This is a genomic window from Pseudomonas tritici, assembly GCF_014268275.3.
GTDB classification, from domain to species: Bacteria; Pseudomonadota; Gammaproteobacteria; order Pseudomonadales; family Pseudomonadaceae; genus Aquipseudomonas; species Aquipseudomonas tritici.
In genome coordinates, this window is sequence record NZ_CP077084.1 from 2865090 (window position 1) to 2879692 (window position 14603).

The 14603-nt window shown below is 62.2% G+C and carries 13 protein-coding genes; 8 read left to right on the plus strand and 5 right to left on the minus strand.

Annotated elements, in window-relative coordinates; all coding sequences use genetic code 11:
* Window positions 1–53: 53 nt before the first annotated feature.
* Entirely contained in the window at window positions 54–1916 is a 1863-nt protein-coding gene (locus HU722_RS12750) for a sigma-54-dependent Fis family transcriptional regulator (protein ID WP_065876078.1), read from the minus strand.
* A 310-nt stretch (window positions 1917–2226) separates the two neighbouring features.
* Between HU722_RS12750 and HU722_RS12755 the strand changes: the two genes are divergently transcribed.
* From HU722_RS12755 to HU722_RS12765, 3 genes are read left to right on the plus strand one after another with little or no spacing between them, the layout of a single operon-like run.
* A complete protein-coding gene (locus tag HU722_RS12755; protein WP_186754688.1) occupies window positions 2227–3204 on the plus strand; it encodes a thiamine pyrophosphate-dependent dehydrogenase E1 component subunit alpha in 978 nt (325 codons plus the stop codon).
* Window positions 3205–3231: 27 nt separating this feature from the next.
* Window positions 3232–4251 (plus strand): alpha-ketoacid dehydrogenase subunit beta, encoded by a 1020-nt coding sequence (locus tag HU722_RS12760; RefSeq protein WP_049708736.1) that lies wholly within the window; start codon window positions 3232–3234, stop codon window positions 4249–4251.
* Window positions 4248–5351 (plus strand): acetoin dehydrogenase dihydrolipoyllysine-residue acetyltransferase subunit, encoded by a 1104-nt coding sequence (locus HU722_RS12765; protein WP_186754691.1) that lies wholly within the window; start codon window positions 4248–4250, stop codon window positions 5349–5351. Before HU722_RS12760 ends, HU722_RS12765 begins: the two co-directional genes overlap by 4 nt.
* 58 nt (window positions 5352–5409) lie before the next feature.
* On the opposite strand, the gene HU722_RS12770 is transcribed toward HU722_RS12765, so the two are convergent.
* Complete coding sequence (locus HU722_RS12770) at window positions 5410–6306, minus strand: helix-turn-helix domain-containing protein (RefSeq protein WP_186754693.1); 897 nt, start codon at window positions 6304–6306, stop codon at window positions 5410–5412.
* A 138-nt stretch (window positions 6307–6444) separates the two neighbouring features.
* Between HU722_RS12770 and HU722_RS12775 the strand changes: the two genes are divergently transcribed.
* Window positions 6445–7533: a polyamine ABC transporter substrate-binding protein gene (locus tag HU722_RS12775; protein ID WP_186754695.1), complete on the plus strand. Its 1089-nt coding sequence runs from the start codon at window positions 6445–6447 to the stop codon at window positions 7531–7533.
* Window positions 7530–8822, plus strand: a complete 1293-nt coding sequence (locus HU722_RS12780; RefSeq protein ID WP_065881714.1) for an NAD(P)/FAD-dependent oxidoreductase — start codon at window positions 7530–7532, stop codon at window positions 8820–8822. The genes HU722_RS12775 and HU722_RS12780 overlap by 4 nt, the downstream gene beginning before the upstream one ends.
* 28 nt (window positions 8823–8850) lie before the next feature.
* Here HU722_RS12780 and HU722_RS12785 read toward each other — a convergent pair whose 3' ends face one another.
* Entirely contained in the window at window positions 8851–9744 is an 894-nt protein-coding gene (locus HU722_RS12785) for a LysR substrate-binding domain-containing protein (RefSeq protein ID WP_065881713.1), read from the minus strand.
* A gap of 128 nt (window positions 9745–9872) precedes the next feature.
* Between HU722_RS12785 and HU722_RS12790 the strand changes: the two genes are divergently transcribed.
* From HU722_RS12790 to HU722_RS12800, 3 genes are read left to right on the plus strand one after another with little or no spacing between them, the layout of a single operon-like run.
* Window positions 9873–10877: an aldo/keto reductase gene (locus HU722_RS12790; RefSeq protein WP_065881710.1), complete on the plus strand. Its 1005-nt coding sequence runs from the start codon at window positions 9873–9875 to the stop codon at window positions 10875–10877.
* 17 nt (window positions 10878–10894) lie between these two features.
* Window positions 10895–11692 (plus strand): SDR family NAD(P)-dependent oxidoreductase, encoded by a 798-nt coding sequence (locus HU722_RS12795; protein ID WP_065881707.1) that lies wholly within the window; start codon window positions 10895–10897, stop codon window positions 11690–11692.
* 26 nt (window positions 11693–11718) lie between these two features.
* Window positions 11719–12135 (plus strand): SRPBCC family protein, encoded by a 417-nt coding sequence (locus tag HU722_RS12800; RefSeq protein WP_186754696.1) that lies wholly within the window; start codon window positions 11719–11721, stop codon window positions 12133–12135.
* A 70-nt stretch (window positions 12136–12205) separates the two neighbouring features.
* Here the strand turns inward: HU722_RS12800 and HU722_RS12805 are convergent, their stop codons facing one another.
* On the minus strand, window positions 12206–13600 hold the full coding sequence (locus HU722_RS12805) for a sensor histidine kinase (protein WP_186754697.1): 1395 nt from the start codon (window positions 13598–13600) through the stop codon (window positions 12206–12208).
* On the minus strand, window positions 13578–14261 hold the full coding sequence (locus HU722_RS12810) for a response regulator transcription factor (protein ID WP_065876088.1): 684 nt from the start codon (window positions 14259–14261) through the stop codon (window positions 13578–13580). The genes HU722_RS12805 and HU722_RS12810 overlap by 23 nt, the downstream gene beginning before the upstream one ends.
* Between the last annotated feature and the right edge of the window lie 342 nt (window positions 14262–14603).

The window sequence follows — 14603 nt, forward strand, 5'->3', positions numbered from 1 at the left end:
CGGTTGAATGTGGGAGCAGGCAAGCCAGCTCCCACATTTTTGGTCTCACTGTGTCAGGTGGTTTTGCCGGGCATGTCGATACCTAGCTGGTTAACTCGGCGATACAGCGTTGCCCTTGAGATGCCCAACGCCTGCGCCGTCGGCAACGGCTTCCAACGATGCCGAATCAACGCATCCAGCACCACCTGCCGCTCCGGACTCACGTTATCTTCCACCCGCGCCTCAACCTGATCCCCTCGCACCTCCACCGGCAGATCCGCCACCTGCAGCGTCCCGCCTTCACATACCGCACACGCATACGCCAGCACATGCCGCAATTGCCGCACGTTGCCCGGCCAGGCGTAACCCAGCAGCAGTTCCAGCGCTGCCTGGCCGATGCCCACCGCGACGCCGCTGTTGCGCGCTTCCTGCTCCAGTAGTCGATTGATCAAGGCCAGTTTGTCGGTACGCTCGCGCAACGGCGGCAGGCAGAAACGCGCGCAGCCGAGGCGAAAGTACAGGTCTTCACGAAAACGGCCCTCAGCGACCAACACCGATAAATCTCGGTGGCTGGCGCAGATCACCTGGATATCCACCGCGCGGGTTTTCGCCGCGCCCAGCGGCGCAACTTCCCCTTCGGCCATCACCCGCAGCAGGCGCGTCTGCAAGGCCAGGGGCATGTCGCCGATTTCATCCAGGAACAACGTGCCGCCATCGGCCTGTATCAACAGCCCCGGCATGCCTTTGCTGGAGGCGCCGGTGAACGCGCCGGCGACGTAGCCGAACAGCTCGCTTTCAATCAGGTTCTCTGGAATCGCCGCACAGTTCACCGCCACAAACGGCCCATCGCGACGGGCACTGCGCGCATGCAGTTGGCGGGCGAAGACTTCCTTGCCGGCACCGGTTTCACCCTGCACCAGCACGGGCAGGTTGCGGTCCTTGACCCGCACGGCCAGGCGCAGGTGCTCTTCCACGCGCGCATCGACCAGCGGGATCAACGCCGCACGCGCCGGTTTGCGGCGCGGTGCATTGACGCGTACATGCAGGGCGCCAGGCTCGCCAATCCAGTGCAGTTGCTGGGCCGATTGGTCGGTCACTGCGCGCAATGCATCCAGGTCGAACACTTCACCGATATGCTCCGGCACCTGGCCAAAGCGCAGGCGCAGGGCCTGGCGCGCTTTGCTATTGAGGGCATGCAAGCGACCGTCTCGGTCCCAGGCCAGCAGCAGGTCGGGCTGGCTGTCCACATAGCCGGGCGTGCTGTGGGCTTGCAGCACCCAATGCTCGCGGGCGCTGTGCATGAAAAACGCGTTTTCGATGGCCTGGGCACTCTGCGCCACCATCTGCCGCACCAAATGCTGGCTGCGGCGGTCATCCGGGGATTTGAACGCGGAGGCGTCCATCACCCCGAGCAGGTTGCCCTGAGGGTCGAAGATCGGCGCGGCGGAGCAGGTGAGGCCGATAAATGCCGCACGAAAGTGGTCGCGCTTGTGCACCGTCACCGCCGACTTGCTGGTGAGCACCGTGGCCACGCCGCACGTGCCTTCTTCAGCTTCCGACCAGCAGGTGCCCAGGTACAGGCCGGCCTTGCGGCAGTCGGTGCGTATCGAGGTGTCCACGCGGTGGTCGATGGTCTGGCCCTGGGCGTCGGTGAGCATCACGCAGTAGTCGGCCTGGCGCACGCGGTGGTGCAGTTGCCCGACTTCTTCGCTGGCGATGCGCATGAACAGTTCGGCGCGCTCGCGGCATTCCTTGAGCAAGGGCTCGCTGAGGATGCGCGGGCCCTGCAGGGAGCCGGGGTCCAAATGGTGTTGTTCCATGGACCGCCGCCACGAATCGAAAATCAGCGACGGCACCGGCGCCTGGGGCAGGCGATCGGCATTGCGGACCACGCGACTGACGCAGTCGACGTGCTCCCTGGAGTTCGCGGCGAGCATAAGGCCTCCGGTTCTCGGTCTTTGTTGTTATGCCCGCCATTAAGCGCGCATGCGTCGGGTGGGACAAGCAGGGACTGACCAACTGCCAGGGCTGAGACGCAGCGTCTCAAACAGCTTGAGACACGGCGTGCACTGTGCAATGCGCCGTCTCATTCTGCGCTGGCAAGTCGTACCCGCACAACGCCAAGGCACTGCTCTGGATCAATGCTTTGCAACGTTTTTCGGAGGCTTGGCACAGCCTGTGCTGAATGCCCTTGTAGCTGGCCGCAGCCAGCCTTTTGTGTGTCGAGACAACCTGGAGAACAACAAGATGTCCACTCACCTGTCCACCGATCAACTGCTGCATGCCTACACCGTGATGCGCACCATCCGTGATTTCGAAGAACGCCTGCACGTGGAATTCGCCACCGGCGAGATTCCCGGGTTCGTGCACCTCTACGCCGGCCAGGAAGCCAGCGCCGCCGGGGTCATGGCCCACCTCAACGATGAAGATTGCATCGCCTCCAACCACCGTGGCCACGGCCATTGCATCGCTAAGGGCGTGGATGTGTTCGGCATGATGGCCGAGATCTATGGCAAGAAAACCGGCGTGTGCGGTGGCAAAGGCGGCTCCATGCACATCGCCGACCAGGAGAAGGGCATGCTCGGCGCCAATGGCATTGTCGGCGCCGGCGCGCCGTTGGCCGCTGGGGCGGCGCTGGCCTCCAAACTCAAGGGCAGCCAGGGCGTGGCCGTGGCGTTTTTTGGCGACGGTGGTTCCAACGAGGGCGCGGTGTTCGAAGCGATGAACCTGGCCTCGATCATGAAACTGCCGTGCCTGTTCGTCGCCGAAAACAATGGCTATGCCGAGGCCACCGGCTCCGGCTGGTCGGTGGCGTGCAAGGACATTGCCGAACGCGCCGTGGGGTTTGGCATGCCGGGCGTGATCGTCGATGGCAATGATTTCTTCGCCGTACATGAGGCGCTGGGCGTCGCCGTGGCGCGAGCGCGCAACGGCGAGGGGCCGACGCTGGTTGAGGTGAAATTGAGCCGCTTTTACGGCCATTTCGAAGGTGATGCGCAAACCTATCGCGGCCCGGATGAAGTGAAAAAGCTGCGGGAAAGTGCGGATTGCCTGGCGCTGTTCCGCCAACGCTGCAGCGCCGAAGGCTGGCTGGATGCGGCGCAATTCGAACGCATCGACGGCGAGGTTGCACAGTTGATCGAAGACGCCGTCCGCCTGGCCAAATCCGATCCCAAGCCGCAGGCCGCCGACCTGCTCAGCGATGTCTACGTCGCCTACCGCTAATAACAACAACTACGTGGAGAGAACTTTATGGCTCGCAAAATCAGCTATCAGCAGGCGATCAACGAAGCCCTGGCCCAGGAAATGCGCCGTGACCAGAGTGTGTTCATCATCGGCCAGGATGTGTCCGGCGGCACCGGTTCCCCTGGCGAACAGGATGCCTGGGGCGGTGTACTCGGCGTGACCAAAGGCCTGTACCCGGAGTTTCCCGACCGTGTACTCGACGCGCCACTGTCCGAAGTCGGCTACGTCGGCATGGCCGTCGGCGCCGCCACCCGTGGCATGCGCCCAGTGTGCGAATTGATGTTCGTCGACTTTATCGGCTGCTGCCTTGACCAGTTGCTCAACCAGGCCGCCAAGTTCCGCTACATGTTCGGCGGCAAGACCACTACGCCGCTGGTGGTCCGCGCGATGTACGGCGCCGGCCTGCGTGCGGCGGCCCAGCATTCACAGATGCTCACTTCGATGTGGACCCACATTCCCGGCCTCAAGGTGGTGTGCCCGGCCACGCCCTATGACGCCAAGGGCATGTTGATCCAGGCGATCCGCGACAATGACCCGGTGATCTTCCTCGAGCACAAGATGCTTTACAGCCTGCAAGGTGAGGTGCCGGAGGAGCTGTATACGGTGCCTTTCGGCGAAGCCAACTTCGTGCGCGAAGGCAAAGACGTGACCCTGGTGACCTACGGGCGCATGGTGCATATCGCCCTGGAGGCCGCCGCCAACCTGGCCCGCCAGGGCATCGACTGCGAAGTGCTGGACCTGCGCACCACCAGCCCGCTCGATGAAGACAGCATCCTCGAAAGCGTGGAAAAAACCGGGCGGCTGGTGGTGATCGACGAGTCCAACCCACGCTGTTCCATTGCTACCGATATCAGTGCCTTGGTCGCCCAGCGGGCGTTTGCCTCCCTGCGCGCACCGATTGAGATGGTCACCGCGCCGCACACGCCGGTGCCGTTTTCCGATGCGCTGGAAGACTTGTACATCCCCAACGCCGCGAAGATCGAGGCCGCCGTGCTGAAGATCGCTGACAAGAGGAATGCCGCATGATCCATACCCTGACCATGCCCAAGTGGGGGCTGTCGATGACCGAGGGCCGCATCGACGTCTGGCTCAAGCAGCCCGGCGATCGGGTGGAGAAGGGCGAGGAAGTGCTGGACGTGGAGACCGACAAGCTCTCCAGCAGTGTCGAAGCGCCCTTCAGTGGTGTGTTGCGCCGGGTGCTGGCGCTGAGCGACGAGACCTTGCCGGTAGGTGCATTGCTGGGGATTGTGGTGGAAGGCGAGGCCACCGAGGCCCAGATCGATGCGGTGATCGAAAGCTTCAACGCCGGGTTTGTCTCAAGCAGCGCCGAGGCCGAAGCAACTGGGCCGAGTGCGCAGAAGGTCGAAATAGGCGGGCGCTTGCTGCGCTATCTCGACCTGGGCGAAGGCGGCACGCCGTTGGTACTGGTACATGGGTTTGGCGGTGACTTGAACAACTGGCTGTTCAACCAACCGGCATTGGCCGCCGAGTGCCGCGTGATCGCCCTGGACCTGCCGGGGCACGGCGAGTCGGGCAAGCACCTGCAAAACGGCGATGCGCAGGAGTTGAGCCAGGCGGTGTTGGACTTGCTTGACCACCTCGATCTTGACCGCGTGCACCTGGCCGGGCACTCCATGGGTGGGCTGGTTTCGCTGACGGTCGCTGGCCAGGCACCCGAGCGTGTCGCTTCGCTGACCCTGATCGCCAGCGCCGGCCTGGGCCCGGATATTAACGGTGATTACCTGCAAGGGTTTGCCGAGGCCAATAACCGCAATGCGCTCAAGCCACAGTTGACCCAACTGTTCAGCGACCCGGCGTTGGTGACGCGGCAGATGCTGGAGGACATGCTCAAGTTCAAGCGGCTGGAAGGCGTGGACCAGGCATTGCGGCAGCTCAATCAAAAGCTGTTTGAGGGCGGGCGGCAGATGATTGATGTGCGCAATGTGGTGGGCCGACAGCCGAGCTTGGTGATCTGGGGGAGTGAGGATGCAATCATCCCGGCCAGGCATGCCGAGGGCTTGGACGCCCAGGTGGAAGTTTTGCCAGGGCAGGGGCATATGGTGCAGTTGGAGGCAGCAGAGTACGTCAACCAGCTAATGGCGACCTTCCTCAAATCCCAAGCCTGACGGAGATCCAAATGTGGGAGCTGGCTTGCCTGCCAGCTCCCACAGTTTTGGGCGCATTTCAACCATGGCGCTTCAGGGTTTCGCTGGGCAACTCCTTGAACAACGCCCGATAACTATTGGAAAACCGCCCCAAATGCCAGAACGACCAGTTCATCGCCACTTCGGCCACGGTTGAGTCAGGTGAACCCAGCAACTCCCGCCGCGCCCCGTTCAACCGGCGCAACCGCAACCACTGCGCCGGGCTCATCCCCGTATAGGTCTTGAACCCTTGCTGCAACTGACGCAACGGCACGCCGGCAATCTGTGCCAGTTCCAGCAGGTTGACGGCTTCATCCGGCGCATCCGCCGCCCATTCGCCAATGCGCGCCATCAGCAGGCGCGCTTCGCCGCGTCGTTGCAATGAACTGCTGTCCAGGCACACACAGGCGTTGTCGAGGATGAACAGGCAATCGTCGAGTAATTGCTGGCTGAGCGCGTCACGGCTGGCAGGGTCGATCACGGCGGACAAGCGGGTGAGGGTGCCACTCAGCCAGCGGGTGAACAGTGCATTCTGCTGGCAGGTCAGCGGCGCCATGAACAAACCTTCCAGCTTTGCCAGGTCCAAGCCATGGCGCTGCACGAACTGCGGCCCGAACACCACCGCCACTTCACGGTAGTTTTCCGGGGTGATCCAGGTGTTGCGGCTTTCGCCATTGAGCAGGTACAGCGCGTTATCGCTGCCGTCGAAACAGAACGCGAGGGCGCCGGTTGGCGCGTTGAAATGTTGTTCCACCCGCGTGTTCATGCACTCTTCGTAGACCTCCACGCCTTGCAGGTCGAGGTAGCGGATCTGCCCCGCAAAATGCCCCGGGGACATCTGCTGGTACTGTTGCACCCAGCCGGGTGTCGCACTGCATTGGGCGGCCACATCACCGGTGGTGAAGGCCTGTACGCGCAAAGCGGTTGCCTGTGTCATGGGTGATCCGTGCGCACTCTATTGGTGCGTTGTGGTGCGTGCAAAGTGGATAGAGGTGGTTCGACATACGGCTCAAGATAGACCTCAATGCGCGGGCAGTTCAACCCGGCGCGGCATCCCCTCTGCGAGGTTTCCGATATGCGTCTTGTGAACAAGCTTATCCCCCTGGCCTTGGTCGCCGCCCTCAGTAGCACCAGCGAAGCGGCACAAACCGTGAGCGTCTACAACTGGACCGACTATATCGGCGAGACCACCTTGGCTGACTTCCAGGCCAAGACCGGGATCAACGTGGTCTACGACGTGTTCGATTCCAACGAAACCCTGGAGGGCAAATTGCTCGCCGGGCGCACCGGTTATGACGTGGTGGTGCCGTCCAACCACTTCCTGGCGCGCCAGATAAAGGCCGGCGCATTCCTCAAGCTGGACCGCGCGCAATTGCCCAATTTCAAGAACCTCGACCCCAAATTGCTCGCGCTGCTGGCAAAAAACGACCCGGGCAACGCACACTCGGTGCCGTACCTGTGGGGCACCAATGGCATCGGCTACAACGTCGACAAGGTCAAGCAGGTGCTGGGCGTCGACCATATCGACTCGTGGGCGGTGCTGTTCGAGCCAGAGAACATCAAAAAGCTCAATCAGTGCGGCGTGGCCTTCCTCGATTCGGCAGACGAGCTGTTCCCGGCGATCCTCAACTACATGGGCAAGGACCCACGCAGCGAGAATCCCGAGGACTATAAGCAGGCCGAGGCCAAGCTGCTGACGCTGCGGCCGTACGTCACCTACTTCCATTCCTCCAAGTACATTTCGGACCTGGCCAACGGTGATATCTGTGTGGCCTTCGGTTATTCCGGGGACGTGTTCCAGGCGGCCAACCGTGCCAAGGAAGCCAAGAACGGGGTGAACATCGCCTATTCGATTCCCAAGGAAGGCTCCAACCTGTGGTTCGACCTGCTGGCGATTCCCGCCGACGCGAGCAACCCGAAACAAGCTCACGCGTTCATCAACTACCTGCTCGACCCTGAAGTGATCGCCAAGGTCAGCGCCTCGGTCGGTTACGCCAATGCCAACCCGGCGGCCAAGGCCTTCATGGCCCCGGAGCTGGTGAACAACCCTGAGGTGTACCCGCCGCAGGAAGTGCTCGACAAACTCTACATTTCCACCACGCCAACCCCGGCGACCATGCGCCTGATGACCCGCGCCTGGAGCAAAGTGAAGACCAACAAATGACCCCATCCAGTGACCACGCCCGATCCTATTACCGTGCTTCGGCCAATGCCCTGCCGGAGCGCCCGTCACTCGGCGCAGACTTGAATGCCGATGTGTGCGTGATCGGCGGCGGGTTCACCGGCGTGAATACCGCTATCGAACTGGCGCAGCGCGGGCTCTCGGTGATCCTGCTGGAGGCCCGGCGCATCGGCTGGGGCGCCAGTGGGCGCAATGGCGGGCAGTTGATTCGCGGTATCGGCCACGATGTGTCGGGGTTTGCCAAGTATGTGGGCGAGGAGGGCGTGCGTTACCTGGAGCGCGCCGGTATCGATTCGGTGGCGCTGGTGGGCGAACGGATTCGTGAGCACAACATCCAGTGCGACCTGCGCTGGGGCTTTTGCGAACTGGCCAATACGCCGGCGCAGTTTTCGGCGTTCAACGCTGAACAGGAGCACCTGGCGAAGCTGGGGTACACCCATGAAACCCGGCTGGTTGGCCCGCAGGACATACAGCAAGTGGTGGGCTCGACGGTGTATGCCGGTGGCCTGGTGGACATGGGCTCGGGGCACTTGCACCCGCTGAATCTGGTGTCGGGTGAAGCGCAGGTCGCCGAATCCCTCGGGGTGCGAATTTTCGAGCATACCGAGGTGTTGGAACTGACCCATGGCGACACGGTTCAGGTGCGCTGCGCAGGGGGCACGGTGCGCGCCGCCCATCTGGTGCTGGCGTGTAATGCGCATCTGGAAGAACTCGAACCGCGCTTGAGCGGCAAAGTGCTCCCGGCCGGCAGCTACATCATTGCCACCGAGCCGCTGTCGGGAGAAATGGCCAACCAACTGATCCCGCAAAACCTGGCGCTGTGCGACCAGAAAGTCGGCCTGGATTACTACCGGCTGTCCGCCGACCGTCGCCTGTTGTTCGGTGGTGCCTGCCATTACTCCGGACGCGATCCGGCGGACATCGCCGGCTATATGCAGCCGAAAATGCTCAAGGTGTTCCCGCAGTTGGCCAATACCGCGATTGAGTTCCAGTGGGGCGGCAAGATCGGCATCACCGCCAACCGCTTCCCCCAGGTCGGGCGCTTGAAGCAATACCCCAATGTGTTCTACGCCCAGGGGTATTCCGGGCATGGGCTGAACGTGACCCACTGGTGCGCGCGGTTGTTGGCTGAAGGGATTCATGCAGGCGCGGGCCAGGGCCTGGATATTTTCAGCCAAGTGCCACACATGACCTTCCCCGGCGGCAAAGCGTTGCGCTCGCCGCTGCTGGCGTTGGGGATGATGTGGTATCGCCTGCGGGAGCTCGTCTAGCAGGCGCCGCAATCCAAACGTGGGAGCGTCAGCCCTTGGGTTCGGTGAGCACTTTGCGAAAGGTTTCCACCAATGGCCGCAGGTTGATCCGATGCCACGCCGCCCATAACGGAGTGGTGTAGGTCAACCACGGCAATTCCCGCAGCACCACGCCGGGCGGTGCATTGCGGCTCAGGCCTTTTTGCACCATCGCCACGCCCAGCCCTGAGGCCACCAAACCCAATGCGGTGAACGGCTCGCTGGCTTCCATGGGTATCTGCGGGGTAAAACCGGCGCGGATGCAGGCGGCGACAAAGTCATCGGCAGGGTTGGCGCTGGGTTTGCGCTGCACGCCGATCCACTGTTCGTCCGCCAAGTGTTCGGGCAGCAAGTGGTTTTCTCGGGCCAGCGGATGATGCTCCGGCAAGGCCAGCAGCATCGGGTCGTCCAGCACTTGCAGCGCGGTCAGATCGGGATCGTCGGCGGCTGGCGGCTCGCCGACCAGGGCGATGTCCAGGCTGCGTTGGCGCAGGCCTTCGAGTTGTTCCAGGGAGGGCAGGTTATACAGCTTGATATGCACGTTGGGCCGGTCGTCGCGTAGGACGCGCAGGGCGTTCGGCAGCACGCCGGCATGCATGGCGTTTTCGATATAGCCGATGCACAGGCCGCCTTCCTCGCCACGACCCAGGCGCTTGCCCAGGGATTCCAGGCGATTGGCATGGGTCAGCAGCGCCTTGGTTTCGGCGAGAAAGGTCTGGCCGTCGCGGGTCAGGCGGATGCGTTGCTGGCTGCGTTCGAACAGGGTCAGGCCCAGGCGTTCTTCGAGCTGGGCGATCTGCCGACTCAGCGGCGACTGGGAAATGTGCAGGCGCTCGGCCGCGCGGCCGACGTGTTCTTCTTCAGCGACCACTTCGAAGTAACGCAGTTGGCGTAGATCAATCATGTCAGACCTCTTCTTTTAAGACCTGAGAGGACTCAAGTTCGTCGCAGTATGTCTTGGACGGTCCGATCTAGGCAATCTAGGATTTGCTCAACGGTCACAGCGACCTCTTACCCAATTGAGGATCCACCATGAGCTTGAAAGACAAACTCCCAGGCCAACTCGGCTTTGGCACCGCACCCCTGGGCAACATGTTCCGCGCCATTCCTGAAGACGAAGCCCAGGCGACCGTCGAGGCCGCCTGGAACGCCGGAGTGCGCTACTTCGACACCGCGCCGTTCTACGGCTCGGGGCTGTCGGAAATTCGCCTGGGCCAAGCCCTGTCGAAGTACAACCGCGATGACTTCGTGCTCAGCACCAAAGTCGGCCGGGTGATTCTCGACGAAGTCGAAGAAAGTGCCCGTGACCTTGGCGAAAAGAGCGGCGTGTTCGAACACGGTCGCCCGAACAAAATGGTCAACGACTACAGCGCCGACGCGACGATGCGTTCGATTGAAGACAGCCTGACTCGCTTGAAAACCGATCGCCTGGACATCGTGTGGGTTCATGACATCGCCCAGGACTTCTACGGCGACCAATGGCTGGAGTACTTCAACCAGGCTCGCACGGGCGCCTTCAAGGTCCTGACCCGCCTGCGCGAAGAGGGCGTGATCAAGGCCTGGGGCCTGGGTGTGAACCGCGTCGAACCGTGCGAACTGACCCTGGACCTGACTGAAGCGCAACCCGACGGCTTTTTGCTGGCCGGCCGCTACACGCTGCTGGACCACGATCGTGCCCTGCAACGCTTGATGGACGCGGCCCTGGCGCAGAACGTCGAGATCGTCGTCGGTGGCCCCTACAGCTCCGGCATCCTCGCCGGTGGTGCGCACTTCGAATACCAGAAAGCCAGCCCGGCGATCATCAGCAAGGTCGAACAGATCAAGGCAATTGCCCAGGCATTCGGCATCAGCGTAAAAGCTGCGGCGCTGCAATTCTCGCTGGCGCATCCGGCAGTGGCCGCGGTGATTCCAGGTGCCAGTCGTCCGGGGCGGATTGCCGAAGACGTCGCAGCGTTGTCAGAGAAGATCCCGGCAGCCTTCTGGCAGGCCCTGCGCGATGCCCGATTGATCTCGGACCGCGCACCACTGCCGCTCTAACTTCAGGAGTAATAACCATGAAAATTGATGTAAGTGGCAAAGTCGCCATCGTCAGCGGCAGCACCGCCGGCATTGGCCTGGGCATCAGCCAGGCGCTGGCGCAGTCCGGCGCTACCGTGGTGGTGATCGGGCGTGAAGCCGGCAAGGTGGATGAGGCTTTGGCGAGCATTCGCCAGGCCGTCCCCGGCGCTGACTTGCGCGGATTGGTGGCGGACCTGGGCACGGCTGAAGGCGCAGAAAAACTGTTTGCCGCCGAACCGCGTGCCGACATCCTGGTCAACAACCTGGGCATCTTCAACGATGTGGATTTCTTCGAAACGCCAGACAGCGAGTGGACGCGTTTCTATGAGGTCAATGTGATTTCCGGCGTACGCCTGGCGCGGCATTATGTGCCGGGCATGGTCGGGCATGGCTGGGGGCGGGTGATCTTCCTGTCGTCGGAGTCCGGCGTGGCGACGCCCGCGGATATGATCAATTACGGCGTGACCAAAAGCGCCAACCTGGCGGTGTCCCATGGCTTGGCCAAGCGCCTCGCGGGCACCGGTGTGACGGTCAACGCTGTGCTGCCGGGCCCGACCTTCACCGACGGGCTGGAGCAGATGCTCAAGGACGCGACGCAAAAGTCCGGGCGCAGTGCGCGGGACGAGGCGGACGTATTTGTGCGTAACGCGCGGCCGACCTCGATCATCCAGCGTGCGGCGAATGTGGATGAAGTCGCCAACCTGGTGGCGTACATTGCTTCACCCCTGTCGTCTGCCACCACCGGTGCCGCGTTGCGGGTCGACGGTGGTGTGGTCGACAGCATGGCGATCTGATTTTTTTCATTTCTGGAGTATTTATTGTGGCAACAGCCTCTTCTGTGATTGAAATCCCGGTATCGGCCGATCAGGTCTGGCAATTGATCGGCGGCTTCAACAGCCTGCCGGACTGGCTGCCGTTTATCGTCAAGAGCGAACCGAGCGAGGGCGGCCGCGTGCGTCACCTGCAAACCGCTGACGGTGGCGAAATCGTGGAGCGTTTGCAGACGTTTGATAACGTGGGGCGCACGTACAGCTACACCATTGAGCAATCGCCGTTTCCGGTGAGTGCGTACCTGGCGACGTTGCAGGTTGAGGCGTTGAGCGAGTCGTCGGCGAAAGTGACCTGGTCGGGTGTTTTTACGCCGGCTGCGGGGACCACGGATGCGGCGGTAGAAGAACTGTTTGCTGGTGTTTACGGCGGTGGGCTTGAGGCGCTGCGGGCTAACTTCCCGGCCTGATCTGCAAAGCACTGCACATCGAATGTGGGAGCGAGCAAGCCTGCTCCCACATTTTTGATCGGTGTGAACCTCAGGCTTTGGGCATCAGCTGCTGGCGGCATTCCAGCACCAACCTGGCACCGCCGCGCTCGCTGCTGCCCACCACCAACTTGAACCCATGCAAGTTGATGATCGCCGCCACAATCGACAAGCCCAACCCGAACCCGCCTTGTTGGTCACTTTCATCCACGCGATAGAAGCGTTGGAATACCGCTGCACGTTCTGCCAGTGGTATGCCCGGCCCGGAGTCGTGGACTTCGATGCGTGTGCTGCCAGCGTCATTCACCGCGCGCAAGATCACTTCGCCGCCCGGCGGGGAGAACTTGATCGAATTGCTCAGCAAGTTGGACAAGGCTTCGAACAGCAGCGCGCGGTCGCCGGTGATCCAGGGCAGGGACTCTGGGGTGTCGAGCACCAACTGCAATTCGCCTTCCTCGGCCAGGGGCAGGTAGAAGTCGTGCAGTTCACGCAGCAGGGGCAGTGGGTCCATCACCAGAAAGCCGGAGCGGCGCTGGTGGTCTTCCAGCTCGGAGATGCGCAGCAGCCCGCGAAAGCGCGCCATCAGCGTGTCGGTCTCGGCAATCGCGTCGTCGAGTTTCACCGCGTAGCCCGACTCGGCTTCAGCCTCCTGCTTGATGCGATACAGCTGTGCGCGCAGCCGCGTCAGTGGCGTGCGCAGGTCGTGGGCGATGTTGTCGCACACACCCTTGACCTCGTTCATCAGCTTCTCGATGCGGTCGAGCATGGCATTGACGATGGCGGCGAGCATGTCCAGTTCGTCGCGCCGGTTGGACAGCGGCAAACGGTGGGTGAGGTCGCCGGCGACGATGGCTTCGGCGCTGGCCTGGATCCCGCGAATCCGACGCAACGGGCGCCGACGCAGCAAGTGCCAGCCAGCCGCGCCTGGGATAATGGTCAACGACAGGGCCCAGAGCAGGGCATGCCAGATGATCCGGGTCACGCCAAACAGCGAACCGTTGGCGCGCACCAGCACCAGCCAACGGGCGTCTTCGGTGTGGGTGGCCACGGCGTCGCAGCTGTCCTTGGGCAGCTTGGGGTCGTCGGAGTCGACGCAATTGGCCAGGGCGTGGATCTTGCCATCCAGGGGCAGGTCCGGCGGCACGCCGCGGATCGGTCCACTGAGAGGGCGGAAGTGCTCATCGAACAGGCCGTAGGCGTCCACGCCCTTCATGTCGAAGGTCATGCTGGTGGTCAGGGCTTCCACCAGTTCTTCGCCGTCGAAGCGCTGGAATAAGTGTTGGCGCTGCATCAGGGAGTGGCGCGACAGGTCGCTCAGGTAACCCGACACCTCGTAATACAGCACCCCCATCAGGATGCAGCTCCAGGCCACGAACAACGAACTGTACAGCGCCAGCAGGCGGCTGCTGGAAGAGCGCCAGCCCTTAGATGGGTTCAGCAATGACATAACCGGAACCTCGTACCGTGCGGATCAGCGGCGTGAGGCCCGGTGGGTCGATCTTCTTGCGCAGGCGGCCGATGTGCACGTCGATCAGGTTGGTGCCCGGGTCGAAGTGATAGCCCCAGACTTCTTCAAAGATCATCATCCGCGACAGGATCTGCCCGGTGTTGCGCATCAGGAATTCGAGCAGTTTGTATTCGGTGGGCAGCAAGCTCAGCGGTTGGTCGGCGCGGCTGGCTTCGCGGCTGATCAGGTTCAGTTCCAGGTCGGCCACGCGCAGGGCGGTTTCGAATTCCTTGACCGTGCTTTTTCGCCGCAGCAACACTTCGACGCGCGCCGCCATTTCGTCGGACGCGAACGGCTTGGTGAGATAGTCATCACCCCCGGCGCGCAGGCCGCGCACACGCTCGTCGACGTCGGACAGAGCGCTGATCATCAGGATCGGCGTCGACACCCCGATAGTGCGCAACGTGGTGACGATGGCCAGGCCATCGAGTTCCGGCAGCATGCGGTCGAGGGTGATCAGGTCGTAATCCCCACTCACGGCACGGACCAGGCCTTCGCGGCCGTTGTCCACCCAATCTACATCCAGTCCATGGCTACTCAGCTCGGCGACGATCTCGCGGGCTGTTACGGCGTCATCCTCGATGGTCAAAATACGGGTCATAGGATTACCTGGTGAGCGATTCACACTAGAAGTGTGGGCATTTTGCCAAGAAATGGCTGAACGCTTCCTAAATAAAACGTCATCTTGGCGAAACTGACACAGATTTCATGGCTGCGAAGGATTGTAGTGAGCGGGCTTGCCCCGCGCTGGGTGGCGAAGCCGCCCTAAAACCTGACATCTCGCTCCAACTGGAGAAACTGGGTGTCTGGGTTGGGGCCGCTTCGCAGCCCAGCGCGGGGCAAGCCCGCTCACTACGTGGAATGCATAACGCCCGCCTCAAACGATCAATTCTTGCAACTTGCATGGTTTTTGTAAGTTCAAATTACTTAACTTATTGATCTG

Excerpts from the sequence above, each read along its gene's own strand:
- HU722_RS12750 (WP_065876078.1), bottom strand. The coding sequence starts at position 1,916 with ATGCTCGCCGCGAACTCCAGGGAGCACGTCGACTGCGTCAGTCGCGTG.
- HU722_RS12755 (WP_186754688.1), top strand. The coding sequence starts at position 2,227 with ATGTCCACTCACCTGTCCACCGATCAACTGCTGCATGCCTACACCGTG.
- HU722_RS12760 (WP_049708736.1), top strand. The coding sequence starts at position 3,232 with ATGGCTCGCAAAATCAGCTATCAGCAGGCGATCAACGAAGCCCTGGCC.
- HU722_RS12765 (WP_186754691.1), top strand. The coding sequence starts at position 4,248 with ATGATCCATACCCTGACCATGCCCAAGTGGGGGCTGTCGATGACCGAG.
- HU722_RS12770 (WP_186754693.1), bottom strand. The coding sequence starts at position 6,306 with ATGACACAGGCAACCGCTTTGCGCGTACAGGCCTTCACCACCGGTGAT.
- HU722_RS12775 (WP_186754695.1), top strand. The coding sequence starts at position 6,445 with ATGCGTCTTGTGAACAAGCTTATCCCCCTGGCCTTGGTCGCCGCCCTC.
- HU722_RS12780 (WP_065881714.1), top strand. The coding sequence starts at position 7,530 with ATGACCCCATCCAGTGACCACGCCCGATCCTATTACCGTGCTTCGGCC.
- HU722_RS12785 (WP_065881713.1), bottom strand. The coding sequence starts at position 9,744 with ATGATTGATCTACGCCAACTGCGTTACTTCGAAGTGGTCGCTGAAGAA.
- HU722_RS12790 (WP_065881710.1), top strand. The coding sequence starts at position 9,873 with ATGAGCTTGAAAGACAAACTCCCAGGCCAACTCGGCTTTGGCACCGCA.
- HU722_RS12795 (WP_065881707.1), top strand. The coding sequence starts at position 10,895 with ATGAAAATTGATGTAAGTGGCAAAGTCGCCATCGTCAGCGGCAGCACC.
- HU722_RS12805 (WP_186754697.1), bottom strand. The coding sequence starts at position 13,600 with ATGTCATTGCTGAACCCATCTAAGGGCTGGCGCTCTTCCAGCAGCCGC.
- HU722_RS12810 (WP_065876088.1), bottom strand. The coding sequence starts at position 14,261 with ATGACCCGTATTTTGACCATCGAGGATGACGCCGTAACAGCCCGCGAG.